Source organism: Clostridium sp. CM74B_53, from assembly GCF_036318045.1.
Classification (GTDB): domain Bacteria; phylum Bacillota; class Clostridia; order Lachnospirales; family Lachnospiraceae; genus Pilosibacter.
In genome coordinates, this window is record NZ_JAWQDE010000009.1 from 113,581 (window position 1) to 137,156 (window position 23,576).

A 23,576-nucleotide genomic window follows, 5' to 3' on the forward strand; every position below is an offset into this window, starting at 1 on the left:
AAAACAACAAAATAAGTATATAAAAGAATTAAATTCTTCAACAAAAAATAACAAAGGGGGTATTTTATGAAACTCAGCAAAAGGGCAAATAGAATTCAGCCATCAGTTACGGTTGAATTAAATGCCAAAGTGGCTCAAATGCTTCAGAACGGCATGGACATTGTAAAAATGAATATTGGTGAACCGGATTTCGGTACACCCCAGAATATTCGAGACGCAGCCAAGGAAGCTATTGATAATGGCTTTACCAGATACACTGCAGTCCCAGGTATCCCGGATCTCAGAAAAGCTATTTGTCAAAAATTGAAAAAAGATAATGGAATTGAGTATTCGGCCGAAAATATCTGTGTTTCAACCGGTGCAAAACAGGCGATCATGAATGCACTTCTCATTCTGGTGGATGAAGGCGATGAAGTGATCATACCGATTCCATGCTGGGTCAGTTATGAATCAATGGTGGAAATTGCCGGGGGAGCGGCAGTAACAGTGCCGACAAAAGAAGATTTCCATCTGGATATTCCGAAAATTGAAGAAAAGATCAATGATAAGACAAAGGCGATCATTATCAACACCCCGAATAATCCGACAGGAGTTGTGTATACAAAGCAGGAGCTGGAAAAATTGGCAGCGCTGGCAATAAAATATGACATAATGATCATCTCTGATGAAGTGTATGAGAAACTTATATATGAAGATGCGAAACATATCAGCCCGGCGGCTTTATCGCAGGATGCTTGGGAACATGTGATCACGATCAACGGAGTATCAAAATCGTATGCAATGACAGGATGGAGAATCGGATATCTTGCAGCACCTAAAGTAATTGCAAAAAAAGCGTCGGGACTCCAGGGACATATGACTTCAGCAACAAATTCTATTGCACAGAAAGCAGCACTTGAGGCGCTGATAGGTCCGCAGGAGTCTGTGGAGACAATGCGGCAGGAATTCGATAAGAGACGGCAGGCTATGTACGAGCGCTTAAATCAGATAGAAGGAATTACCTGCGAAAATTCATGCGGTGCATTTTACCTTATGCCAGATGTATCTGCATACTATGGAAAAACAAATAAGGGGCAGACTATTACGAATTCCGTTGAGATGGCGGGATATCTTCTCGAGGAAGCTCAGGTTGCAGTCGTTCCGGGTGACGGATTCCTGGCGCCAAAGAATTTAAGGCTTTCATATTCAAATTCAATGGAAAATTTGATGAGAGGATTAGACAGAATTGAGGATGCATTAAAAAAGTTAAAATGACGGAGGAAATATCATGAAAATTATGGACTGTACGCTGCGTGATGGAGCCAATGTCCTGGGGAATGGTTTTCCAAGGGAATTGACAGAAATGATGCTTAGAGGACTTGTAAATAATGGGGTCAGCATTATCGAATATGGCAATGCAAAAGGAATTGGCGCGTATGAGGTGAGCGGAGCTGTGGCGCCACTTACAGATGACGAGTATCTGGAACTTGCTTCACCGCTTATCGGGAAAGCTGAGATCGGTATGTTTTATAATGCGAAAAGATTTTTACCGGACAGCGCAAAAAAAGCTGCAGATCATGGACTTTCCTTTTTGCGAGTCGGTGCAGACGCAGGTGACTATAAGATCTCGGAACGCGTGATCCGATCGGTAAAAGACAGTGGAATAAAATCATTTTATTCACTCATGAAAGCATATTTATCAACGCCGGAGGAACTTGCAAAAGAGGCTGAGATATTGGAAAATATGGGAGTAGATGAAATCACGATCATGGATTCGGCCGGATTTATGCAGCCGGAACAGGCAAGAGAATATGTTGCTGCGATGAAAGAAAAAGTACATATTCCAGTTGGATTTCACGGACATAATAACTTGGGACTGGCACTGGCAAATGCTCTGGCGACGAGTGATGCAGGTGTTGATATTATTGACTGCGGTCTTTTGGGAATGGCACGGAGTGCCGGAAATATTCCAACAGAACTGGTTGTAGCCGCACTTGGTCAGAAGGGAATAGTCACAGAAGTGGATTTTTATGGATTGTTAAATTTTCTGGACCGTGAGTTGATTCCGGAGATGGCAAAGCATGGATATAAGGCTGCAATTACGCCCTTGGAACTCGTTCTTGGTTATTCAGGATGTCATTCCAGTTTCCTAAAAATATTTAAAAAGACCGCTGAAGAGTATCAGGTGGATCTGTTCCGTCTTATATGTGAAGTATCGGCACTGAATAAGAAAAATCCAGATGTAGAATTAATAGAAAAAATTGCGTCAGGACTGCAAAAGATGGAGGAATAAAAATGATGGAATTTAAAAATGCTGAAGAAAAAATCAATTTTTTAGCACAATATCTTCCTGCAATCAAAGAAGTTAAAGATCAAAAGACAGCGGCAGCAGTTGTGGATGTATGGCTCAAAGCATTGGAAATGAGTCCTTGGGACTCCATTGATCAGGCAAAATTCAAAGAGGGAATGGATCGGATCACATTGATCTCTCATGTGAATTCTGCGGTAGAATGTGCGTTGGCAATAAACCGTATTATAAAAAAATATCATGATGTCGAGTGCGATGAACAGAGACTTCTGGTATTCGGACTTCTGCATGATGTAGATAAAGTTGTGGAGTATGAATACAACGAAAATGGAGAATTGGTGAAGAGTGATCTCGCAAAGAAGATTCAGCATGGTGTTTTGAGTGCAATGTGGGCAAGGGAAGCTGGATTTGACATGGATATGATCCATTTAATCATTACGCATACTCATGATCAGAACATGAAACCGGCGTTCCGTGAAGGAATCTTGTTTGGTTATGCGGATCTTTGTGACTGGGAGATGACATGTAAATATTCGAAATAAAGGGGGAAGCACAAATGGAAGGTAATGAGAAATTGTATTTTCATGGTGGAATGTTGGGAGCGTGGCTTCCAATGGTCACATTTGTTATTGTTATGGTAACAGCGGCGATGACAGGACATATTTCATTGACTGTTTTTGCGGCAGGTGCTTTTGTGGCAATTTGTATAGGATTTCTTTTGAGTAAAAATAAAAAGGCATTTGACGCTGCAGTAATCGATGGTGTAGGCGACCATATGCTCGCAACGATGACAGTAGCATTTTTGATGGCAGGAATTCTTTCTCAGCTTCTCAGACAGAGCGGATTGATCCAGGGACTGATCTGGCTGTCTTCCCAGATGCATCTGAATGCAAATTTCCTTCCACTGATTACCTTTATTACCTGTGTACTGATTTCAACTGCATGCGGAACTACAGGAGGAACATGTGCGGCAGTTACGCCGATCATGGTCCCGTTAGCAGTAAGCATGGGATGCAATCCTGGAATTATTGTTGGAGCGATTATGAGCGGCAGTATTTTTGGAGATAATCTGGCACCGATCTCTGACACAACGATTGCATCTGCCATGACTCAGGAGACAGATGTTTCAAGCGTAGTGAGAACAAGACTTCCGTATTCCATTATCAGTGGAGTTGCGGCAAGTCTGTTATATATCTACTTTGGATTTAAGACATTAAATACAGAGACGGTAATGAACCAGGTTGACGCATCCAAAGCTCCTTCACTTGTATTACTGATTCTCCCGGTTATTATGGCAGTTCTTATGACAAAAGGTGTGGGGCTTGTTTCCACAATGCTGATCTGTAATATGCTCGGAATCATTTTAAACCTTGCACTTGGACTGATTCCGTTCAGCACAATGGTTTCCGCCGATGGTCCAGTGGTAGCAGGTATCTCCGGTATGTCCGGCCTGATTCTGTTCTGTATCGTATTATTCGCAGTCCTTGAGATTACAAAGCGTTCAGGAGCGTTTGATTCTTTAATTAACGGCATTCATAAGAAATGTGATACACCGCAGAAAGCCGAACTTGCATGCTGCGGAATGACAATTTTTGGAATGATCGCGATTGCGGCAAGTACTGCGAACATCATCATCGTAGGACCGTTTGTAAGACAGCTCACAAAGAAGTTTAACATTGCCAGAACAAGAGGTGCCAATATCGCAGATGGTCTCAGCACAGCGTTTGGCGGAATCGTACCGTATAACTCCTCCTTCCTGTTATGCATGAGCCTTGCAATGGCATCTGGTGCAGTGGCAAGCAGCTTCTCATTCAAAGAAGTACTTCCGTACTGTTTCCACAGTTATGGATTGATCATTCTTTACGTCGGAAGCGCAATTACCGGTATTGGACGTAAGTTTGAAAAGCAGGGAGAATGATTGACGGGTTTCACCGATTGTGTTATCTTAAAAGCAGATGATACAAGGTGGAATGAATATGGAAGATTTGACAAAGAAGATCCAGAGCATGCAGCTTACGAAGACGGATCGCAGAATTGCTGATTATATTTTAGAACATATGGACTCTATGGGATTTCAGACATTAACTTCACTTTCGATAGAGATCGGAATCAGTGATACGTCAATTATCCGTTTTATACGGAAACTTGGTTTTCGCGGATATGCAGAGTTTCGCCAGGAAATGGGGAAACGGATCGCTATGGAATACAGCCGGGATAAGAATGGTTTGTCTCTGAGTGAAAAGTTTGCCAGTACCAAGGAATCCCTGCAGCAGGAAAGCCTGATTCATGATGTCATGCAGAGAACGATGGAGAATCTAGAGAAGAGCTTGTCAAAGCTGGATAATGAGACGATCCATATGATTGCGGATCTGATTACGGAGAGCAAGAGAAAATACGTGGTCGGTTTTAGGGGAACAGTGAGTTGTGTAGAGTATATGACAAGTAAACTGACACTTCTTTTGCCGAATGTGATTCCGATTACCCACGCGGATGCGACCGCAATGGAGAGACTTTATGATATTGGTGAAGATGACTGCCTGATATTGTACAGCTTTCCGAGATATTCTGAGTTATGTGAGCCGCTTATGGATCTGGCGAGAGAAAGAAAGGCTAAAATTCTTCTGTTTACAGATCGTTTAACGAGCCCGTTGGCATCGAAAGCAGATTATGTTATAGAATCGAATGTAACAGGCCTCGGTTTTGCGAATTCATACGTGGTGCCATTGAGTGTCACAGAAGTCATTCTGTTGGCGATCAGTGGAAGAGCAGATATTAAGAATAATAACCGAGTTCAGAAGCTGGATATGCTTATGGAAGAATTTAAACTGTACTAAAAAACAGCTCCCGGTATACGAGTTAATCTGAGTACCGGGAGCTGTTTTTTTACGCGAACAACGAGCCAAAGTCTGCGCTTGCGCGAGACCTTAGCGACTGTCGCGATAACAAGGGGAAACTTGCGAAGCGTGTTTTCACTTGTTGGCGTGTAACTGGAATAAACCAGAAAAATATTTTGCGATAATATGAAACAGGAAAGCGCCAACAGTCATCGATACGACATACAGCAGATTTCCCCAGAAGATACCAGCCGTACACGCGATCTCGTGGAAAACCGGCTGCGAGGACGGATGAAATGGGGATATGTAGAACATGTCAGCGTCAGCGGTGGGACCTGCGTCGATGTTGATCACACAGGCAATTACACAGCACAGGAAAAAGAACGGAAGAATATCCATATAATCCCGCCGTTCATGTCCGGCGATGCCTGACATACAGGATAAAAGTCCAAGGAAGAGCAGAATAAAATGCCAGAGGAAGCCATGGAGCGTCATCGTCCAGTACGGATGCATGAGTCCTGGCGGCACAGCCAGGGCCATGATTCCGCCCAACAGCCCGAAATCCTGAAGGAAGGTGGCGGCGCGGCGAAGTGTTTTTTCGGAGTGAAGGAGCGGTGCAGCAAGACAGATGTACATGGGGACGCTGCAGAGCTGGAATGGAAAGTACCACCAGTCGAAGTGGCTGTCAAACTCGATGACATATAAAAATGCCTGCTTATAGAGCTCCATGAGTGCGAGGAGCACCCCGCAGGAAAAGAGAATACGGCGAAAATACGGTTCGGGAGCTGATGTGGACCGTATTTTTTTGCTGAAGATCCGGGCAAAAAAGACCACAGGTCCTGCGCCGAACAGTGTCAGGAGAATATGAAAGGCGGAATAGGGCGCCGGGGGCGTCATCGGCCATGCGGTCACGCGCAGGATGGATTCGAAAAAAGCGTACATAAACAAAGAAACCTTCTTTCAAAGTTAAAATTCGCAGGTAAAGAAAAATATTGTATGCCGGAGTGTATACAAAGTTAAAATACGCTGTAAGATGGAAAGCGCGGTGTTGTGTTTTAAAGCACCTGTACTGAGCTAAATATTAGTGCGGATTTCTGGTTATGTCAAATGGAATACTGCCATGCACAGGACATTGTCAAAACGGTCATTATGTATTTTCCTCCGGTCTGCGGAGCAAATACATGGAATGACTGAACACTTACTGGAAATGTCAGATGGGATATGATAAGATAAAAGAAAACTGCGGGGAGTGCGTATGGTGACAGGCAGCGGAGAAAGACGGTTTCATGATCAGATATCATGGCTGATGTTTCTATTCAGCATATTTGTGATATGGGTCCACTCTTATAATGTGGATCTGTTTTCCGGCGGGGCGCAGGATGGGATATGGAGTCTTGCGGACCGGATCGAAAATTTCGTGTCGGTGGGACTGGGACAGATCGCCGTTCCGGGCTTTTTCCTGCTGTCCTCCTACCTGTTTTTCCGGAATTTTTCTTGGGACAAGATAGTCGGAAAATGGAAGAGCCGGGTATTCAGCGTCCTGATCCCTTATGTAGTATGGAATCTCATCTACTATCTGGGTTATATGGCAGCATCCCGGTTTCTCGCCATACGATCTGTGGTCGGACGTGACATTATTCCATTTTCCGTGCAGGAAATCTGGCGGGCGGTCTCACAGTATGCGTATGCGCCAATCTTCTGGTATCTTTATCAGCTGATTTTCCTGATCATCGTGTCACCGATGATCTACGCACTTGTTAAGAATCGGGCGATCGGTCTTTTCTGGATCGTGGGACTTGTGTTTGCGGTGCATCTCCACCTGGATATGCGCCATCCGAATACGGACGCCCTGCTTTACTATTCGGTTGCCGCATACTTTGCGGTTCATCGCCGAGGGCTGGTGGAGAGAAGCATGGAGGAAGAGGCAGCCGGTTGGAAGGCAAATCATGGAACGAGAGAAAAGAAAGCTGCCCCAGAGGACAAAGATGGAAATACAGCCAGTGTCATCCCGGCTCATGTGAGAAGGCGCTGTTTTGCAGAAGGCCTGGCGGGAGTCATGATCTCTGTATTCTGTTACAGGAGGATGATGGCACCTGAAGCGGCCGTCCTCTGGACCTGCTTTTACCGTATGGCTGTGCCGATGACCTGTTGGGCGTTTGCCTGTGGAGTGCGCCTTCCGAAGATCCGTCCATGGATGCGCCAGAGTATGTTCCTCTATGCGATTCACTTCATCGTCGTACGATTCGTAAACAAAGGAACAGCCGTCGTGACGAGAAGTCTTGCAGGCACGACAACAGCCGCCGGAATCTCCCTGGTCGTCTATTTCCTGCTTCCGGCAATTGCAGTTATTGTCTCTTACATCCTTGCAAAATTCCTCGTACGATTCCTGCCGGGGGTGTGGAGAGTGCTGTCAGGTGGGCGGAAGTTGGAAGGATAGGGGGAAGAAGAACCACAGAAAATTCGTTACTGTCGGTGTACCGCATGAACAGCAGCACGTAAAATTCAAACGTTCTTTTTTGTAAAAAATGCTAATAGTATTTCGATAAGAAATCCACTATACTATCAGTGAAAGAGTTAATCTTTCCTTCGCAGATGAGACGAGTGACGGTTCTGACTCGTCGGTAAAATAAAAAGTGACCGAGCGATGAGACGAGTGACGGTTCCGACTCGTCGGTAAAATAAAAAGTGACCGAGCGAAGAATCTTTGAGGGAGGAGAAATCCTCCCTTTTCTATACCAGTCTATTTTTCTTAGGGGATTCTTACCATGAATAAATCAATTGAATTTTGTATAAAGAAATTAAGCAAAAAATTTTATCAGAGGTATCCATCTAAAATGTATGAGGAAATTCTAAGTAAAGAGGATAGACCATATTCATGTCTTCTTGTTAAACAACATGGATACTTGATATGTGTACCGTTTCGGACTGAAATACGTCATAAATATGCGTATCATTTCCAAACATCAGAAAGATCGAGGAAGTATCATTCTGGGCTGGATTTTACAAAGGTGGTAATTGTCACCAATCAAGAATTTATAAACGAGGATAGCACTGTTGTTGATCAGGACGAATACAAAGAAGTTATATATAATATTGGAAAGATAATAGATTCTGTGATAAAATTTATTGATGATTATGTCGAACATATAAAAGGAATAAAAAAGCTTCATGAAAGAGAATTTGAACGTCGATATCATTTTTCATCATTAAAATACTTTAAGAGAGAATTGGGACTTAGTCAGAAAAAAGAACCGGAGGAAGAGGATATGCTGAGAGATAACGTAAAAAAATACTATCTGGAACAGGATTACAATTGTGCGGAGACGATCTTAAGATGTATTGACGAGGAATACGGGATCGGTCTTACGGAAGATGATTTCAAGCTGGTCAGTGCGTTTGGCGGCGGCATGGGATGCGGATCATCCTGCGGTGCATTATGCGGCGCAATGGCAGCGCTGGGACGGCTGACGGTAAAGACCCGTGCCCATGCAACCGATGGTTTTAAGGATACATGCGCGGACCTTGTAGATGAATTCCGAAAGAAGCTTGGAAACACAGACTGCTCAGAGCTGGTAAAGATCTATAAGAAAGACGATGTGCGCTGTCTAGAGACAGTCTGTCTGGCGGCGGACGTGTTTGAGGAGTTTTACAATACGCATGTTGCAAAAAAATAAAATTGAGAAAATCAAAGGAATGTGAACGGCGGAATAGAGTCGATAAACTGTGAGAGTAGTCCAGAGACTTGCAACTCCAAAAGCCATGTAGTATAATACATACAGTTAGCAAAAACTAACCGCATAGCTTAAACATTTATAGTTCTAATCAATCAATACATGGTGAAAAAATGACATTACAACAACTGAAATACTACTGCATGGTCTGCGAATGCCACAGCATTACGCAGGCCGCAAAAAAATCTTTCGTGACGCAGCCCGCGGTCACGGCTGCGATCCGTGAACTGGAGAAGGAATATGCGGTCCGCCTGGTGGATAAGGAAGGAAAAAGTATCCGACTCACGAAGGCGGGGGAAGGATTTTACCAATATGCGTCCCAGATGCTGGATCACGCGAAGGAATTCGATGACCAGGTACATAATATGGTAAAACTTACGAGAAATCTGCGGATCGGATTGACAAAATCTGCGGGTTCTGCTGTCTACATGGAGTATTTTTCAAATGAGGCCGAAAAGCATCAGAATGTGGAGATAAAAGTGACCGTGGATTCTACATCAGAACTGATCGAGAAACTGCGGGACAAGAAGCTGGATGCCGTTCTGGTCCTGAATCACGGTGGAGATCCAATGGAAAATGATTTGGAATGGGCGGAACTTAAGACTACAGAAATGCTGTACTGTGTCTCGAAAAATCATGCGCTGGCACACGAAGAGCGGATCACAGTACCGATGATTGCGAAAGAGAAGATGGTATCCACAAAACACGATCATCACAAGACAGAGGCATTACGGCAGCTGTTCTTACAGGCAGGTTATGAGGAGGGGCCTCAGGTCTTATGGAGATACGATCAGCAGAGCACGGCGCTTCAGATGATCGCCGCAAATATGGCGACAGGGTACTTTCCGGCGGAGGCAATCCGTCAGAATGATGGAATCGTTGGAAAACAGCTGGAAGGCGATAAGTCTGTTCCAATCTGCATTGCCTGGACAAAAGATAGCTGGAAGCAGGAAGAAGTGCAGCAGTTTATAAAAGGAATCATGAAATTTTACGGGGCGGTCCGATAGCGGGCCGTCTTTTTTGATGCGCACTCGCGCAAAGATGTAGATTGTCGTAAGCGACCACGCTCGGCGTGAGAATGTGCCGGGGCTCATTTTTTATATATCATAGCTTTTATTTATAAATGAACAATTTAATTTATTTTACAAAATTCAGAAAATGATGTATAGTTAGTCACATCTAATTAGCTATAACTAACCAATGAGCCATGTGTAAGGAGACAACAATGGATCGAGGAATTCTGGAAAATAAAAAAAGACCGGCGATGTTCATCATGATCATCGCTCTGATCGCCCTGTTTCTGGTGCTGATCTGTGTAGGACGCTATCCGATCAGTCCATTTCGGGCATTCGAAATTATAGGGAGATCGTTCGTCGGAAAGACCGATGGAATGGATGTATACGAGTCAAGTGTGATACTGAGTATCCGTCTTCCGAGAATCCTTATGGGAATTCTGGTGGGAGCCGGGCTTTCTGTTTCCGGCGCGATTTATCAGGCCGTTTTCGGAAATCCGCTCGTAAGCCCGGATATTCTCGGAGTTTCTTCGGGAGCTGGATTTGGCGCGGCATTGGCGATCCTGTTATCGTGCGGCATGGCTGCCACACAGGTTACTGCACTCGGCTGCGGCCTTCTGGCAGTGGTGGTCGTTCTGAACCTGTCACGCATCAAGAGGCGCAGCGAACTGTTCGTGCTGGTGCTGTCGGGCGTTATTGTGAAGTCCATGTTTGATGCGCTGGTTTCTTTTATCAAGTACATCGCGGATCCGGAGGACAAGCTTCCGACGATCACCATGTGGCTGATGGGAAGTCTGGCAAATGTCTCATACAGGGATGTCCTGCTCTGCGCAGCAATTGAGATTCCGTGTCTGGCAGTGGCCATGATCCTTCGCTGGAAGATGAACCTGCTTTCACTGGAACAGGAGGAAGCCAGATCTTTAGGAATCAACGTCAAAAAGCTTCGTCTCGTCGTGATCCTGATCGCGACGATCATGACTGCGGTCACCGTGTCCGTCTGCGGCATCATCGGATGGATCGGGCTGGTGATTCCCCATATTGCGCGACTTCTGATCGGAAATGACCACCGGACACTGATTCCGGCAAGTGCTCTTATGGGTTCGATCTACCTGCTGTTGATCGATACGGCAGCCAGGGCGGCAACAGCGGGAGAGGTTCCGCTATCCATTCTGACAGCGATGGTCGGCGCTCCATTTTTTGCCGTGATCCTCAGAAAAACGTCAGGAGGCAGGGAATGATACTGGAAGTAAAAAATGGCAGTTTTTCTTATAGACAAAGGGAAATCTTGAGGAATATCTCATTCTGCCTGGAGGAGCAGAAGATCATGACGATCTTAGGTCCGAACGGTGTGGGAAAAACGACTCTTCTAAAATGCATCATGGGTTTTCTGTCATGGAACAGGGGAGAGGCGCGGATCCTTGAGAAGAATTTAAACGCATATTCCGATAAAGAACTCTGGAAACAGATCAGCTATGTGCCGCAGGCAAAACGGAGCGCATTCTCCTATGGAGTTCTGGAAATGGTCGTCATGGGGCTCGACAAAGAGAACAGTTTCTTCTATACCCCGAAAAAAGATCATTTTGACCGGGCTAATGAGATGCTAAAGGAACTGGGTGTCGGAAAACTTGCTGGGAGGTACTGCAACGAACTGTCCGGCGGCGAGCTGCAGATGGTAATGCTTGCGCGGGCATTGGTCTCAGGACCGAAACTTCTGATCTTAGATGAGCCGGAGTCAAATCTGGACATGAAGAACCAGCTGCGGGTTTTGGACGCGATCTCGTATATCAATCAGGAAAAGAATACGGCCTGCATCATCAACACACATTTCCCGGCCCATGCGCTGCAGCTGTCAGATAAGACGTTGCTGCTGGGACAAAATTATCGGCAGAAGTTTGGAGACACGGCGGAGATCATTACCGAAAACAATGTGGAAGAATTTTTCCAGACGCATGCCAGAATTCTGGATTTTTCAGCGGAAGGAAGAACCTACCGAACGATCGCACCTTACCGGATCACTGACAATGACCGGGAAGATGAGGAAGAGAGGAGAGAAAAATGAAGTATACAGTTTTAGGACGTTCAGGAATTTCCGTGTCCAGAATTTCCATGGGGACCCATCATCTGAACGATCCGGCAGATATGGACAAACATGTTCAAAACTTCTTATATGCCTATAAAAAAGGAATCAATTTTTTTGAGACATCCGTCACCTACGGGGAAGGATATTCGGAACTGATACTGGGAGAGGCGGTAAAAGAAATGAAAAAGGAAGGCCGCCCGTTCTTCATCATGTCAAAGACACATGCAGGAGATCATGAAACATTTAGACGGGATCTGGAAAATTCCCTGAAACGGCTTGGTGTGGACAGCATCGATGCGTTTACCTGCCTCTGGGGCGTTAAAAGCGGCGTAGAATGGAGCGGCGCGAAGGCATATGGAGCACTCAAAGAGATGGAGAGGGCCAGAGAAGAGGGATTGATAAAACATATCGCGATCTCCGCGCATATGAAAAATCAGGAACTCGAACCGATCGTAAAAGAGTATCCCTTTGACTACAGTGTGCAGGGGTTCAATGTGGTCAACAGCGCGTACCGGGCGGACGGACTGAAAGCAACATGGGAAAGCGGGGCGGGAACCATAGCCATGAATCCGCTGGCAACGGGAGATATTCTGAAATATTCCCATATTTTTGACGCGATACGGATCCGGGAAGATCAGAGTCTCGTGCAGGCGGCTTACAGCTATGTGCTGTCGATCCCATGGGTACATTCCGTTCTGGGAACCTTTAATTCAAAGGAACAGATCGATGAGGCATTATCTGTTCTGGAAGAAGCGCCTTACAGTGAGGCGGAACTGAAAAAAGTGCAGACATGTCTGAAAGAGAGAATTAGAGGTACTTCTCTTAAAGAGCGGATCGACACTGGAAAAGGATTGCGCCAGAGACCGTATATCCTGCGGGAAGAGGCGGCAGATCTGATGGAGGTTTATCCTTTAAGTGTTTAAATAAGGTATTCATATAGCATTATAAATTTAGAAAACTAACGGAGGAATAAAGACATGAGAAAAATGATGGGATTCGTTTTAGCGGGAGCTGCTGCGTTTGTGCTGACTGCCTGCAGCGGAAACAATGCCAGCCAGAGTACGGAGGCGGCTGCGACAACAGTTCCTGAGACGCAGACAGAAGCGGCAGCTGAGACGGAGAGCGGAAGCTATACAGTCACAGATGTGCGCGGAAAGGAGATCGAATTTGACGCGGTTCCGGAGCGTGTTGCCACAGTCGGCAAGCCGTTCCCGTCCATCTACTATGCGATCGAGGGCGCAACGGACAATATCGTCGGCTGCAACCCATCTTCCATCACAGCGTACAATGAAAGCGTGCTGAAGGACATGTACCCGCAGCTGGAAAATGCAGAGACAGACTGGTGCACAAAGGATTCCACCGTAAATGTTGAGGAACTCCTGAAACTGCGCCCGGATGTTGTATTCATCTATTCGACGAATGACAAGGAAATCGAGAAGATGGAAAACGCGGGACTTAAAGTTGTGGCACTTCGAAGTGCGGAACTGGACAGTGTAAAAGAAAATCTTCAGATCATTGCAGCTGTTTGCCAGAAAGAAGAGCGCGGAAAGCAGCTGGTGCAGTATATTGACGAGGGAATCGAGGAGGTCACCTCATGCCTTGCCGATGTGCCAGAAGAGGACAAACCGACAGTCGTTGAGCTTTACAGTGATATGAATGTGTCCGTAAAACAGTATGACCACTGGATGATTCCGAGCGGAGCTAAAAATCCGGCAGAAGATCTGACGGGAAAAATGGCAGAGGTTGATATGGAGCAGATGCTTTTATGGAATCCGGATATTATCTATATTGGAAACCATTCAGATCTGATGCCGTCTGATCTTCTTGAGAATAAACAGGATGGAAGAGACTGGTCCGTTATCAATGCAGTGAAGAATCATCAGGTCTATAAAATCCCGATCGGCGCTTACCGTTGGGATCCGGCAGGTGTGGAGACACCGCTCATGGTCAAGTGGGCTGCAAAGATCCAGTACCCGGATATTTTCGCTAATATGGACATGAAAGAGGAAGTGAAGGAATTCTTCGAGCTTGTTTATCAGTATGAGTTGACAGATGAACAGGTCTCTGAAATTCTGGACAACAGACAGGAATAATACATGAGGAATCTTAAGAAAAAGGAGAAATAAAAATGGAAAAGATTACAGTGCTTGAAAAGGGACAGAAACTTGAATTCAGCTTTGAGGACCTGTTAAAGTATCACGGAGTAGGATATCCGGGCGGTGTAGCACACGCGTTTCAGGTCATGCAGAGAGCGTTTCCGCTGCTTGATGACGGAAAACTTCTGGAGCGCAGGGAAATCGAGCTCGTTACCGCATTTCCGGGTCCTGGAGGACGGGATGCTTTCGAGATGGTGACCCGCTGCGTTACTGACGGACAGATCCATGTGGACAAAGATCTGCCGGAGGCAGCAGGCATTCTGGAAAGCCCCCATGGAAGATATTATTTCCGGTTCAGCTACAGAGGAAAGACGGTGGTTGTCACCATTCGCCCGGGTTTTGTACGTCAGGATTTTATTGAGATGGCAAGAAAACCAAACCGCACCGAGGAAGAAGAGGTGATCCTGGCACAGATGAAGCGGGATATGGCAAAACGTCTTCTTGATGCAAAGCCGGAAGAGGTTTATGACGCAGTGATTTTATAGGAAGGCAAAGGCTGGCTGCCGGTGGAAAACTCTGCCCGCGGTCGGTCTTAACCTGTTTTACGGGGAGATAATGGGGAAAAAGCAGAACGGCGTGAGAACAATTGTGGATAACCTGCACAAATCGCAAAAAACAGGAAAAAATACACTTGCATTAGCAATATGTATATGCTATAATTATTAAGCTGTTCTGGCGGAACAGGATATATGGCTGAAAAGCTGTATCATTTTATTAACGTAACGTGACTGTCAGTCATGTACCAAAAATTATAAAGAGGTGAAAATCATGAAACAGGGAATCCACCCAAATTACTATCAGGCCAAGGTCGTTTGCAACTGCGGTAATGAATTTGTAACTGGTTCTACCAAGAAAGACATTCACGTAGAAATCTGTTCCAAATGCCATTCATTCTATACTGGTCAGCAGAAGGCTGCTTCCGCTCGCGGACGTATCGAGATGTTCAACCGTAAGTATGGTATGAAAACAGACAAATAAGGTTTGATTAGTGAAAGGTTGAGCTTTTGGATAACTCTGAAAACTCAGCCTTTTTTGTCATACAGGGAATCAAGGAGAAAAAATCAACGCAAGCTTGCTTGCAGGGGATTTTTTATCTTTGATTCCCGCACAAACATGAACAAGCAGCCATTTTTCGTAAGAAAAATGAGCGGATTGTGAATGTTTGTGGAGAATCGTGGGAGCACGCAGTGCGGAGCGATTCTGGTATGACACTATGAGACATATATGGAGGTAAAATCTTGAAATATTCCGGTATCGGGGGACAGGCAGTATTAGAAGGTATCATGATGAAGAATAAGGACAATTATGCCACGGCTGTCAGAAAGCCGGATGGTGAGATCGTCGTAAAAAAAGATACCTATGTGAGTATGACTGAAAAAGTAAAGTTTTTCTCCCTGCCGTTTGTGAGAGGAATCTTTAATTTCGCGGACTCCATGATCCTGGGAATGAGATCGCTGACTTGGTCGGCCAGCTTTTTTGAGGACGACGAGGAAGATGAGGAACCGGGAAAGTTCGAGAAATTTTTAATCGATACATTTGGCGAAAAAGTGGACAACATCGTCATGTCGGCGGTGATGGTATTCTCCGTCCTGATGGCGATTGCGATCTTTATGGTGCTTCCGCTCCTGATCGCGGGGATTTTCCGGAAATTTATCCACTCTGAGACTGTGATGGCAATCCTTGAGGGCTGTATCCGGATCGGGATCTTTATCACATATATCAAAGTGATCTCCCGGATGAATGACATCAAGCGGACGTTCATGTACCACGGGTCAGAACATAAATGCATCAACTGTCTGGAGCATGGACTCGTGCTCAACGTGGAAAACGTCAGAAAGAGCTCCAAGGAGCACAAGCGCTGCGGAACGAGCTTCCTTCTGATCGTCATGGTGATCAGTATCCTGTTTTTCATGGTGATCCGCGTGGACACGATCTGGCTGCGCATCGTCAGCCGTATCGTTCTGATCCCGGTGATCGCAGGCGTTTCCTATGAGGTTCTCCGCCTTGCGGGAACGAGCAACTCGAAGATCATGGACATCGTCAGCCGCCCGGGCATGTGGATGCAGGGACTTACGACGAAGGAGCCGGACGATTCGATGATCGAGGTGGCGATCGCTGCGGTGGAGGCAGTGTTTGACTGGAAGAAATATCTGGAAGAGAATTTCCCGGAGCAGTATCCGGACGGATACTTCGAAAAGGAAGGCCGGAGCGGAGAGAATGCGCAGGAGATCACGGCATGAGTGAGCACATAAAAAACATGGCGGACAGCTGTGGGCAGACCGCAGAAAACGAGAGCCTGGCGACGTCCCGAGATTCATTAAAAATCTGGGCTGATGTCCTGAATTACGGAAAGCAGGTTTTAAAGGACGCCGGGATCGCAGAGGCAGATCTCGACTCCTGGTACCTGTTTGAGCAGATCTTCGGGATCTCCAGGGCACAGTACTTTATGTGTGCGAGAGACCGGATCACGGATCGTGCAGCGCAGGGGAAAAGTGTGCCGGAACATAGTGCTGATCGTGTGAAATGTGGAAATAGCTCAGAAGAGAACCCGGATCCTCTGAAGCAGAAGCTGGACGCCTACGACGCGGCGTTAAAGAAGCGCGCATCCCACATCCCGCTCCAGCAGATCATCGGACAGCAGGAGTTCATGGGACTCTCATTTTTCGTGAATGAGCATGTGCTGATCCCGAGACAGGATACGGAGACACTGGTGGAGCTTGTATTGAACGAGCAGAAAGACAGGAATTGTTCCATTCTTGACATGTGTACCGGCTCCGGGTGCATTGCGATCAGCTTGAAAAAACTCGGTGGATACCGGCATGTGGAAGGTGCGGATATTTCGGAGAAAGCGCTGAAGGTCGCAAAGAAAAATGCGGAAGATATCTTAGGGATGGACAGAGATACTGAGCTGGTCAGCGTCAAAAACTGTGCTGACACTCCAGAACAAAATTGGCAAAATTTATCAGACAGTCAAAATAAATATGATAATTTTGCAAATTCCAAGTTATCTGGAGCATTAGATATAAGCAACTCTTCGGAGACAGTAAATTTCCGCCGTACGGACATGTTCCGCGCATTCCAGCCGTCGGAGAAGTTCGATGTGATCGTCTCCAACCCGCCCTACATTCCCAGCGCTGTGATCGAGGAGCTGGAACCGGAAGTGCGGGACCATGAGCCGCGGGGCGCATTGGACGGAACCGCGGACGGACTTTATTTTTACAGGATCCTGGCAGAAGAGTGCGGAAAGCATCTGACGCTGGGCGGACATGTATATTTTGAGATCGGATATGACCAGGGAGCCGCAGTGAAGGAACTGTTGGATGCCCATGGTTTTCAGGATACAAAAGTGATCAAGGATCTGCCGGGAAAGGACCGCGTCGTGTGCGGAACCTGGCAGGCTGCAGGTGTATGAGGAGGTATATCAATGTTTGACCGTTTGGATGATATGCTGCGGCATTATGAGGAACTGATGCTGGAGTTAAACAACCCGTCGGTGGCGGAGGACCAGAGAAGATTCCGCAAGCTGATGAAAGAACAGGCTGATCTGGCACCGATCGTTGATGCGTACAAGCAGTACAAGCAGGCGAAACAGGATGTCGAGGACAGCCTGGCACTTCTCGACGAGGAGAGCGACGAGGAGATGAAGGAACTTGCGAAGGAAGAGCTTGCCGACGCGAAGAAGAGGATCGAGGAGCTGGAACAAGAGTTAAAGATCCTGCTTCTCCCGAAGGACCCGAACGATGAGAAAAACGTTATTGTTGAGATCCGTGCCGGTGCAGGCGGAGACGAGGCAGCGTTATTCGCTTCCGAGTTATACCGCATGTATGTGCATTACGCGGAGAGCCAGCACTGGAAGACAGAGATGATCAACGTCAGCGAGAGCGGGATCGGCGGCATGAAGGAAGTCGAGTTCATGATCACCGGTCATGGCGCGTACTCCAAGTTAAAATACGAGAGCGGTGTTCACCGTGTACAGCGTGTCCCGGAGACCGAGTCCGGAGGAAGAATCCATACGTCCACTGCGACGGTTGCAATCATGCCGGAGGCAGAGGAGTTCGATGTTGTGATCGATGACAAAGATATCCGTATCGATGTCATGCGTGCGTCCGGTAACGGCGGACAGTGTGTCAACACCACAGACTCTGCGGTTCGTCTGACCCATATCCCGACCGGAATCGTGATCTACAGCCAGACGGAGAAGTCCCAGCTGCAGAACAAGGAGAAAGCATTCCGCTTACTGCGTTCCAAGTTATACGATATGGAGCTTGAGAGACGCCAGAATGAGGAGGCGGAGGAGCGCCGCAGCCAGATCGGTACCGGCGACCGTTCCGAGAAGATCCGTACCTACAACTTCCCGCAGGGACGTGTGACCGACCACCGGATCAAGCTGACACTCTACAAGATCGACGCAATCATGGACGGCGATCTCCAGGAGCTGATTGACAGCCTGATCGCGGCTGACCAGGCGGCGAAGCTTGCGAAGATGAGCGAGAACTAAGAGATAAAAAAGACCTTTCGAGAGCAGATCATTTTATAAAAAATATCTGTTTCGAAAGGTCTTTTTACTTGTTATTTTTTTACGAGAAAATGATTTTCTGCCACCGCCCGCTCTTATACCGGCAGACAAAGAAGATCCCGCGCACGAGCCAGTCGATCGTCATCGCAACCCAGACACCGAAGATTCCCATATGAAACTCCATAGTCAGCAGATAGCTGAAACCGAACCGGAACACCCACATGGAGATGATGGAGAGGACCATGGTCACTTTCACATCGGCCGCGGCGCGCAGTGTGTTCGGCAGTGTGAAGGACAGCGGCCAGATCGTCACAACGCAGGCGGCATGGTACAGGATGATGTCATTTGTGTACATTGCAGCCTCATCGGAGAGGTTGTAGATCGAAAGGATGAACGGCAGGGAAAGGATCACGATCAGGTTGGACGCGATCAGGCACAGATACTCGACGCGCATCATGTGCCTGGTATAGTACTTCACCTGCTCGAAATCACCGGCGCCGACACACTGGGCGCAGACTGTGAGGAGGGCAAAGCCGAAGGACATTCCCGGCAGGATCGCGAAGTTTGCGATATTGTTGCTGACTGCGTTTGCCGCGAGTGATGCAGTTCCGAGACCGGAGACAAGACTCAGCACGGCGATCTTTCCGAGCTGGAACATACTGTTTTCCAGACCGTTCGGGATCCCGATATAGAGGATTTTTTTCAGCACATCCCATTTGATCTTAAACGGATACGGGTGCAGGATGTGGAGCGCATGTTCTTGGTTATTTAACAGGACAAGAATTACTACGCACGCCACGCCGCGGGATACGACCGTCGGGATCGCAACGCCCTCAACGCCGCGGTGAAATCCGAAGATCAGGAGCGCGTTTCCGAACACGTTGATAGAGTTCATGAGAAGCGAAGTCTTCATCGCGATGTTGGAGTTTCCCATTGCACGGAAGATTGCGGCTCCGGCATTGTACATGGCGATCATCGGGATCGAGGCGAGAACGATCAGAAGATACGTGCGGCTGTCCTTCATGACTTCCGGTTCGATCTTTCCGAAGACATGGTACAGGATCACGTTCTGCCCGAGGTATCCAAGGATCATGATGAAGATCGAGAACAGGAACGTAAAGTTGAAGAGCTGGGCAGTTGCCTCACATCCGGTTTTCGGATCTTTTCTGCCGAGATACTGGCCGGCGATGACGGCGCCGCCGGTGGCGAGAGCCGTGAAGATATTGATGATGAGCAGCATGACCGTGTCGACTAAGGAAACTCCGGAGACGGCAGCTTCCCCGACACGCGCCACCATGATCGAGTCGGAAAGTCCCACGGCAACCTGAAGAAACTGATCTACGATCAGCGGGATGATCAGGCGCACCAGGTCTTTCCGGCTGAAAAGACGGTTATTCATATGTAGATACATCCTCCTGAAAATAAATGAAATTGCAGAACATGGAGATCTTTCTATGTAAAGAAAAAATATAATACACGTTTTAACATATTTTTTTAAGTTATGCAATTAGGAAAAGTTCTGATTTTTAAGCGGAAGATGGGGAAAATATTGTGACTGTTCAGCAGACGGAGCAATGTATGTAAGAAGAAAATACATCGCATGATCAGGAAAAGCGTCCAGCATTTTGGGTACAGCGTGTAAAATACAAGGTGGAGAGCGAAAGCATGGAAAAGTGGGGCGGTTTTCTGGTGAAAAATGTGGACACAGGGCGGACTGACAATATGTTAGCGGGAGCATGGAGGACTCTCGGCGGGCTCCAAAGCACATCATTTTGTAAAAACTAACAAAAATCTTCCTGTTTTTTAAGAGATTTATAAGAGGAAGTCCCTTTAAAATATAAGTCACTTATGCTATAATGTCCCTAGTATAGGGCGTAGTGTGCCCAAAAACAGATGAGAAAAGGAGAGCATATGAAAGGAATCATACTTGCCGGCGGAAGCGGCACAAGACTGTATCCGCTCACTAAGGTAACTTCCAAACAGCTTTTACCAATTTATGATAAACCAATGATCTACTATCCGTTGTCCGTACTGATGAATGCGGGGATCCGCGATATCCTCATCATCTCCACACCGGATGACACCCCGAGATTCGAGGCGCTCTTAGGAGACGGAAAGCAGTTCGGCGTAAATTTATCCTACGCAGTACAGCCGAGCCCGGACGGACTTGCCCAGGCGTTCATCATCGGTGAAAAGTTCATCGACGGTGACTCTGTAGCCATGATCCTCGGCGACAACATCTTCCATGGACAGGGCTTAAAGAAACGTCTCCGTGCGGCAGCAGAGAAGGAGAAAGGCGCAACCGTATTCGGCTACTATGTCGATGATCCGGAGCGTTTCGGTATCGTTGAGTTCGATGAGACTGGAAAAGCGATCTCCATCGAAGAGAAGCCGGAAAAACCGAAGTCCAATTACTGCGTGACCGGTCTTTACTTCTACGATAACCGCGTTGTCGAGTATGCGAAGAACTTAAAACCGTCCGCAAGAGGCGAGCTTGAGATCACAGATCTCAACCGGATCTATCTTGAGAACGGGGAACTTGACGTAACCCTTTTAGGTCAGGGCTTTACATGGCTCGATACCGGTACCCACGAGTCCTTAGTTGAGGCCACAAACTTCGTTAAGACCATCGAGACCCACCAGCACAGAAAGATCGCGTGTCTGGAAGAGATCGCCTACACGAATGGCTGGATCTCCAAGGAAGAAGTTATGGCCGCATACGAGATTTATAAGAAGAACCAGTACGGCCAGTACTTAAAGGATGTCATCGACGGAAAATATATCGACAAACTGCCGGGACACGCAGATAAGTAAAGAGAAAAAACAGCAGGCTTTCAGCGCACTCACGCCCAAACACAAAGCATTTGAGTGGAAGCTTCTGAACTGATACAGGAAAGGATGGAACATGAGCTGAGTGTATTCCTGTATGGAAATTTTGCAGTCAGAATCATGTTCATGAAGGAGAAATAAACACATGAAAATCATCGTAACAGGCGGCGCCGGATTTATCGGCGGCAACTTCATCCACCATATGGTAAACAAATACCCGGAGTACCAGATCGTAAACCTCGATCTCTTAACATATGCCGGAAACCTTGAGACATTAAAACCGGTCGAGAACAAGCCGAACTACAAATTTGTAAAGGGCGATATCGCAGACCGCAAATTCGTATTCGATCTCTTCGAGAAAGAGAAACCGGATATCGTTGTAAACTTCGCAGCGGAGAGCCATGTAGACCGTTCCGTTGTAGATCCGGAGAGCTTTGTACGCACAAACGTTATGGGAACCACAACGCTGCTTGACGCATGCCGCACCTACGGAATCAAGCGTTACCACCAGGTTTCCACCGATGAGGTTTACGGAGACCTTCCGCTTGACCGCCCGGATCTCTTCTTCACAGAGGAGACACCGCTCCACACATCCAGCCCGTATTCTTCCTCCAAGGCAAGTGCAGACCTCTTTGTTCTCGCTTACCACAGAACATACGGACTTCCGGTGACGATCTCCCGCTGCTCCAACAACTATGGTCCGTACCACTTCCCGGAGAAGCTGATCCCGCTGATGATCAGCCGCGCTCTTGCTGATGAGGCACTTCCGGTATACGGAACAGGCGAGAATGTCCGTGACTGGCTCCACGTTTCCGACCACTGCGAGGCGATCGACCTGATCATCCACAAGGGCCGTGTCGGTGAAGTATACAACGTCGGCGGACACAACGAGCGCACAAACCTTGAGGTTGTCAAGACGATCTTAAAGGCATTAAATAAGCCGGAGAGCCTGATCAAGTTCGTAACAGACCGTCCGGGTCATGACAGACGTTATGCGATCGATCCGACAAAGCTTGAGACAGAGCTTGGCTGGAAGCCGAAATACAACTTTGATACCGGTATTCAGCAGACGATCCAGTGGTATCTGGACAACGAGGACTGGTGGAAGCATATCTTAAGCGGAGAGTACAGCAACTACTTCGACAACATGTACGGCGACCGTCTTGGAAAAGATTTAAAGTAAGTAAGATCATAAATCAGCCCTGCACCGAGGATTCTGGGGCAGGGCTGATTTTTTACGAAAGGAACAGACAGATATGAGAGTTTTAGTGACAGGCGTAAAAGGCCAGCTTGGTCATGACGTAGTAAACGAGATGGAAAAACGCGGGATCACTCCGATCGGAGTGGATCTCGCTGAGATGGATATCACCGATAAAGAGGCATGTGACCGCGTGATCACGGAGGCCAATGTCGATGCAGTGATCCACTGCGCAGCTTACACTGCTGTCGATGCGGCTGAGGACAATGTGGACGTGTGCATGAAAGTCAACGCAGGCGGAACGAGAAACATCGCGGAAGTCTGCAAAAAACTCGGCATCAAGATGATGTACATCAGCACGGACTATGTATTCGACGGACAGGGGACTCGCCCGTGGGAGCCGGATGACGAGAGACATCCACTGAATGTCTATGGACAGTCCAAATATGAGGGAGAGCTTGCAGTCGAGGAGCTGGTAGAGAAATTCTTTACCGTCCGTATCGCCTGGGTATTCGGCGTAAACGGAAAGAACTTCATTAAGACCATGCTCCGGATCGGAAAAGAGCGAGGAGCTGCTTCGGTCGTTGACGATCAGATCGGTTCCCCGACCTACACTTACGACCTCGCAAGACTTCTCGTGGATATGATCCAGACGGACAAATACGGCAGATACCATGCGACAAACGAAGGACTCTGCTCCTGGTATGAGTTCGCCTGCGAGATCTTCCGTGCAGCAGGAATGGATGTCAAGGTGACACCGGTCCACTCCGATGAGTACCCGGCTGCAAAGGCAAAACGCCCGATGAACAGCCGTATGAGCAAGGAAAAACTCACAGAGAACGGCTTTGAGCGTCTTCCGGAGTGGAAGGATGCCGTTGCAAGATATCTGAAGGAAATTACCTGGTAGGAACTGCCGTTTTGTTACAGTACAC

Annotated in this window: 22 protein-coding genes and 1 pseudogene; 21 read left to right on the forward strand and 2 right to left on the reverse strand. The window is 47.1% G+C overall.

From position 1 onward, the window contains the following. The first annotated feature begins 66 nt into the window (after positions 1–66). From V2546_RS09525 to V2546_RS09545, 5 genes are read left to right on the forward strand one after another with little or no spacing between them, the layout of a single operon-like run. The gene (locus V2546_RS09525; protein ID WP_329752172.1) at positions 67–1,254 is read left to right on the forward strand and encodes a pyridoxal phosphate-dependent aminotransferase; all 1,188 of its coding nucleotides are present in this window, start codon (positions 67–69) and stop codon (positions 1,252–1,254) included. Between the two features lie 13 nt (positions 1,255–1,267). Next, the gene (locus V2546_RS09530; RefSeq protein ID WP_329752174.1) at positions 1,268–2,272 is read left to right on the forward strand and encodes a 4-hydroxy-2-oxovalerate aldolase; all 1,005 of its coding nucleotides are present in this window, start codon (positions 1,268–1,270) and stop codon (positions 2,270–2,272) included. 2 nt (positions 2,273–2,274) lie between these two features. Next, a complete protein-coding gene (locus V2546_RS09535; RefSeq protein ID WP_118299025.1) occupies positions 2,275–2,829 on the forward strand; it encodes an HD domain-containing protein in 555 nt (184 codons plus the stop codon). A 14-nt stretch (positions 2,830–2,843) separates the two neighbouring features. Next, a complete protein-coding gene (locus V2546_RS09540; RefSeq protein ID WP_329752175.1) occupies positions 2,844–4,205 on the forward strand; it encodes a Na+/H+ antiporter NhaC family protein in 1,362 nt (453 codons plus the stop codon). A gap of 58 nt (positions 4,206–4,263) precedes the next feature. Next, positions 4,264–5,121 carry a MurR/RpiR family transcriptional regulator gene (locus tag V2546_RS09545; protein WP_329752176.1) on the forward strand — a complete coding sequence of 286 codons (858 nt, stop codon included), beginning with the start codon at positions 4,264–4,266 and terminating at the stop codon, positions 5,119–5,121. Positions 5,122–5,256: 135 nt separating this feature from the next. Here the strand turns inward: V2546_RS09545 and V2546_RS09550 are convergent, their stop codons facing one another. Continuing rightward, positions 5,257–6,063, reverse strand: coding sequence for a TMEM164 family acyltransferase (locus V2546_RS09550; protein ID WP_329752177.1), 807 nt, complete (start codon positions 6,061–6,063; stop codon positions 5,257–5,259). A gap of 313 nt (positions 6,064–6,376) precedes the next feature. Between V2546_RS09550 and V2546_RS09555 the strand changes: the two genes are divergently transcribed. From V2546_RS09555 to prfA, 13 genes and pseudogenes are all read left to right on the forward strand, one after another. Continuing rightward, entirely contained in the window at positions 6,377–7,558 is a 1,182-nt protein-coding gene (locus V2546_RS09555; RefSeq protein ID WP_329752178.1) for an acyltransferase, read from the forward strand. A gap of 328 nt (positions 7,559–7,886) precedes the next feature. Next, positions 7,887–8,339, forward strand: a pseudogene (gene tenpIN, locus V2546_RS15720) (type III toxin-antitoxin system TenpIN family toxin); the annotation flags it as partial. 48 nt (positions 8,340–8,387) lie between these two features. Then, entirely contained in the window at positions 8,388–8,795 is a 408-nt protein-coding gene (locus tag V2546_RS09560; RefSeq protein ID WP_329752179.1) for a C-GCAxxG-C-C family (seleno)protein, read from the forward strand. 170 nt (positions 8,796–8,965) lie between these two features. Further along, positions 8,966–9,859, forward strand: coding sequence for a LysR family transcriptional regulator (locus tag V2546_RS09565; protein WP_329752180.1), 894 nt, complete (start codon positions 8,966–8,968; stop codon positions 9,857–9,859). Between the two features lie 218 nt (positions 9,860–10,077). Then, positions 10,078–11,103 carry an iron ABC transporter permease gene (locus tag V2546_RS09570; protein ID WP_329752181.1) on the forward strand — a complete coding sequence of 342 codons (1,026 nt, stop codon included), beginning with the start codon at positions 10,078–10,080 and terminating at the stop codon, positions 11,101–11,103. Continuing rightward, positions 11,100–11,924, forward strand: a complete 825-nt coding sequence (locus V2546_RS09575) for an ABC transporter ATP-binding protein (protein WP_329752182.1) — start codon at positions 11,100–11,102, stop codon at positions 11,922–11,924. The genes V2546_RS09570 and V2546_RS09575 overlap by 4 nt, the downstream gene beginning before the upstream one ends. Beyond that, positions 11,921–12,868: an aldo/keto reductase gene (locus tag V2546_RS09580; RefSeq protein ID WP_118600147.1), complete on the forward strand. Its 948-nt coding sequence runs from the start codon at positions 11,921–11,923 to the stop codon at positions 12,866–12,868. The genes V2546_RS09575 and V2546_RS09580 overlap by 4 nt, the downstream gene beginning before the upstream one ends. 54 nt (positions 12,869–12,922) lie before the next feature. Continuing rightward, a complete protein-coding gene (locus V2546_RS09585; protein WP_329752184.1) occupies positions 12,923–14,038 on the forward strand; it encodes an ABC transporter substrate-binding protein in 1,116 nt (371 codons plus the stop codon). Between the two features lie 35 nt (positions 14,039–14,073). After that, positions 14,074–14,586: a hypothetical protein gene (locus V2546_RS09590; protein WP_215702139.1), complete on the forward strand. Its 513-nt coding sequence runs from the start codon at positions 14,074–14,076 to the stop codon at positions 14,584–14,586. A 283-nt stretch (positions 14,587–14,869) separates the two neighbouring features. After that, entirely contained in the window at positions 14,870–15,079 is a 210-nt protein-coding gene (rpmE, locus tag V2546_RS09595) for a 50S ribosomal protein L31 (protein WP_015552500.1), read from the forward strand. 260 nt (positions 15,080–15,339) lie between these two features. Further along, complete coding sequence (locus tag V2546_RS09600) at positions 15,340–16,341, forward strand: DUF1385 domain-containing protein (protein WP_118530175.1); 1,002 nt, start codon at positions 15,340–15,342, stop codon at positions 16,339–16,341. Beyond that, positions 16,338–17,513: a HemK/PrmC family methyltransferase gene (locus V2546_RS09605; protein ID WP_329752185.1), complete on the forward strand. Its 1,176-nt coding sequence runs from the start codon at positions 16,338–16,340 to the stop codon at positions 17,511–17,513. Before V2546_RS09600 ends, V2546_RS09605 begins: the two co-directional genes overlap by 4 nt. Positions 17,514–17,525: 12 nt before the next feature. After that, positions 17,526–18,599, forward strand: coding sequence for a peptide chain release factor 1 (gene prfA / locus V2546_RS09610; protein ID WP_118530173.1), 1,074 nt, complete (start codon positions 17,526–17,528; stop codon positions 18,597–18,599). 79 nt (positions 18,600–18,678) lie between these two features. On the opposite strand, the gene V2546_RS09615 is transcribed toward prfA, so the two are convergent. Then, positions 18,679–20,016 carry an MATE family efflux transporter gene (locus V2546_RS09615; protein ID WP_329752187.1) on the reverse strand — a complete coding sequence of 446 codons (1,338 nt, stop codon included), beginning with the start codon at positions 20,014–20,016 and terminating at the stop codon, positions 18,679–18,681. 512 nt (positions 20,017–20,528) lie between these two features. Between V2546_RS09615 and rfbA the strand changes: the two genes are divergently transcribed. From rfbA to rfbD, 3 genes are all read left to right on the forward strand, one after another. Then, a complete protein-coding gene (gene rfbA, locus V2546_RS09620) occupies positions 20,529–21,431 on the forward strand; it encodes a glucose-1-phosphate thymidylyltransferase RfbA (protein WP_021905619.1) in 903 nt (300 codons plus the stop codon). Positions 21,432–21,591: 160 nt separating this feature from the next. Then, the gene (gene rfbB, locus V2546_RS09625) at positions 21,592–22,629 is read left to right on the forward strand and encodes a dTDP-glucose 4,6-dehydratase (protein ID WP_117483303.1); all 1,038 of its coding nucleotides are present in this window, start codon (positions 21,592–21,594) and stop codon (positions 22,627–22,629) included. 73 nt (positions 22,630–22,702) lie between these two features. Beyond that, on the forward strand, positions 22,703–23,551 hold the full coding sequence (gene rfbD / locus V2546_RS09630; RefSeq protein WP_117483302.1) for a dTDP-4-dehydrorhamnose reductase: 849 nt from the start codon (positions 22,703–22,705) through the stop codon (positions 23,549–23,551). The last annotated feature ends 25 nt before the right edge of the window (positions 23,552–23,576 follow it).

Bases quoted from the DNA above. Each gene is read 5' to 3' on its own strand.
- V2546_RS09550 (WP_329752177.1), bottom strand. From the start codon at position 6,063: ATGTACGCTTTTTTCGAATCCATCCTGCGCGTGACCGCATGGCCGATG.
- V2546_RS09615 (WP_329752187.1), bottom strand. From the start codon at position 20,016: ATGAATAACCGTCTTTTCAGCCGGAAAGACCTGGTGCGCCTGATCATC.
- V2546_RS09540 (WP_329752175.1), top strand. From the start codon at position 2,844: ATGGAAGGTAATGAGAAATTGTATTTTCATGGTGGAATGTTGGGAGCG.
- V2546_RS09585 (WP_329752184.1), top strand. From the start codon at position 12,923: ATGAGAAAAATGATGGGATTCGTTTTAGCGGGAGCTGCTGCGTTTGTG.
- V2546_RS09580 (WP_118600147.1), top strand. From the start codon at position 11,921: ATGAAGTATACAGTTTTAGGACGTTCAGGAATTTCCGTGTCCAGAATT.
- V2546_RS09545 (WP_329752176.1), top strand. From the start codon at position 4,264: ATGGAAGATTTGACAAAGAAGATCCAGAGCATGCAGCTTACGAAGACG.
- V2546_RS09570 (WP_329752181.1), top strand. From the start codon at position 10,078: ATGGATCGAGGAATTCTGGAAAATAAAAAAAGACCGGCGATGTTCATC.
- prfA (WP_118530173.1), top strand. From the start codon at position 17,526: ATGTTTGACCGTTTGGATGATATGCTGCGGCATTATGAGGAACTGATG.
- V2546_RS09530 (WP_329752174.1), top strand. From the start codon at position 1,268: ATGAAAATTATGGACTGTACGCTGCGTGATGGAGCCAATGTCCTGGGG.
- V2546_RS09560 (WP_329752179.1), top strand. From the start codon at position 8,388: ATGCTGAGAGATAACGTAAAAAAATACTATCTGGAACAGGATTACAAT.
- V2546_RS09575 (WP_329752182.1), top strand. From the start codon at position 11,100: ATGATACTGGAAGTAAAAAATGGCAGTTTTTCTTATAGACAAAGGGAA.
- rfbB (WP_117483303.1), top strand. From the start codon at position 21,592: ATGAAAATCATCGTAACAGGCGGCGCCGGATTTATCGGCGGCAACTTC.
- V2546_RS09555 (WP_329752178.1), top strand. From the start codon at position 6,377: ATGGTGACAGGCAGCGGAGAAAGACGGTTTCATGATCAGATATCATGG.
- V2546_RS09590 (WP_215702139.1), top strand. From the start codon at position 14,074: ATGGAAAAGATTACAGTGCTTGAAAAGGGACAGAAACTTGAATTCAGC.
- rpmE (WP_015552500.1), top strand. From the start codon at position 14,870: ATGAAACAGGGAATCCACCCAAATTACTATCAGGCCAAGGTCGTTTGC.
- V2546_RS09565 (WP_329752180.1), top strand. From the start codon at position 8,966: ATGACATTACAACAACTGAAATACTACTGCATGGTCTGCGAATGCCAC.
- V2546_RS09605 (WP_329752185.1), top strand. From the start codon at position 16,338: ATGAGTGAGCACATAAAAAACATGGCGGACAGCTGTGGGCAGACCGCA.
- rfbA (WP_021905619.1), top strand. From the start codon at position 20,529: ATGAAAGGAATCATACTTGCCGGCGGAAGCGGCACAAGACTGTATCCG.
- rfbD (WP_117483302.1), top strand. From the start codon at position 22,703: ATGAGAGTTTTAGTGACAGGCGTAAAAGGCCAGCTTGGTCATGACGTA.
- V2546_RS09535 (WP_118299025.1), top strand. From the start codon at position 2,275: ATGATGGAATTTAAAAATGCTGAAGAAAAAATCAATTTTTTAGCACAA.
- V2546_RS09525 (WP_329752172.1), top strand. From the start codon at position 67: ATGAAACTCAGCAAAAGGGCAAATAGAATTCAGCCATCAGTTACGGTT.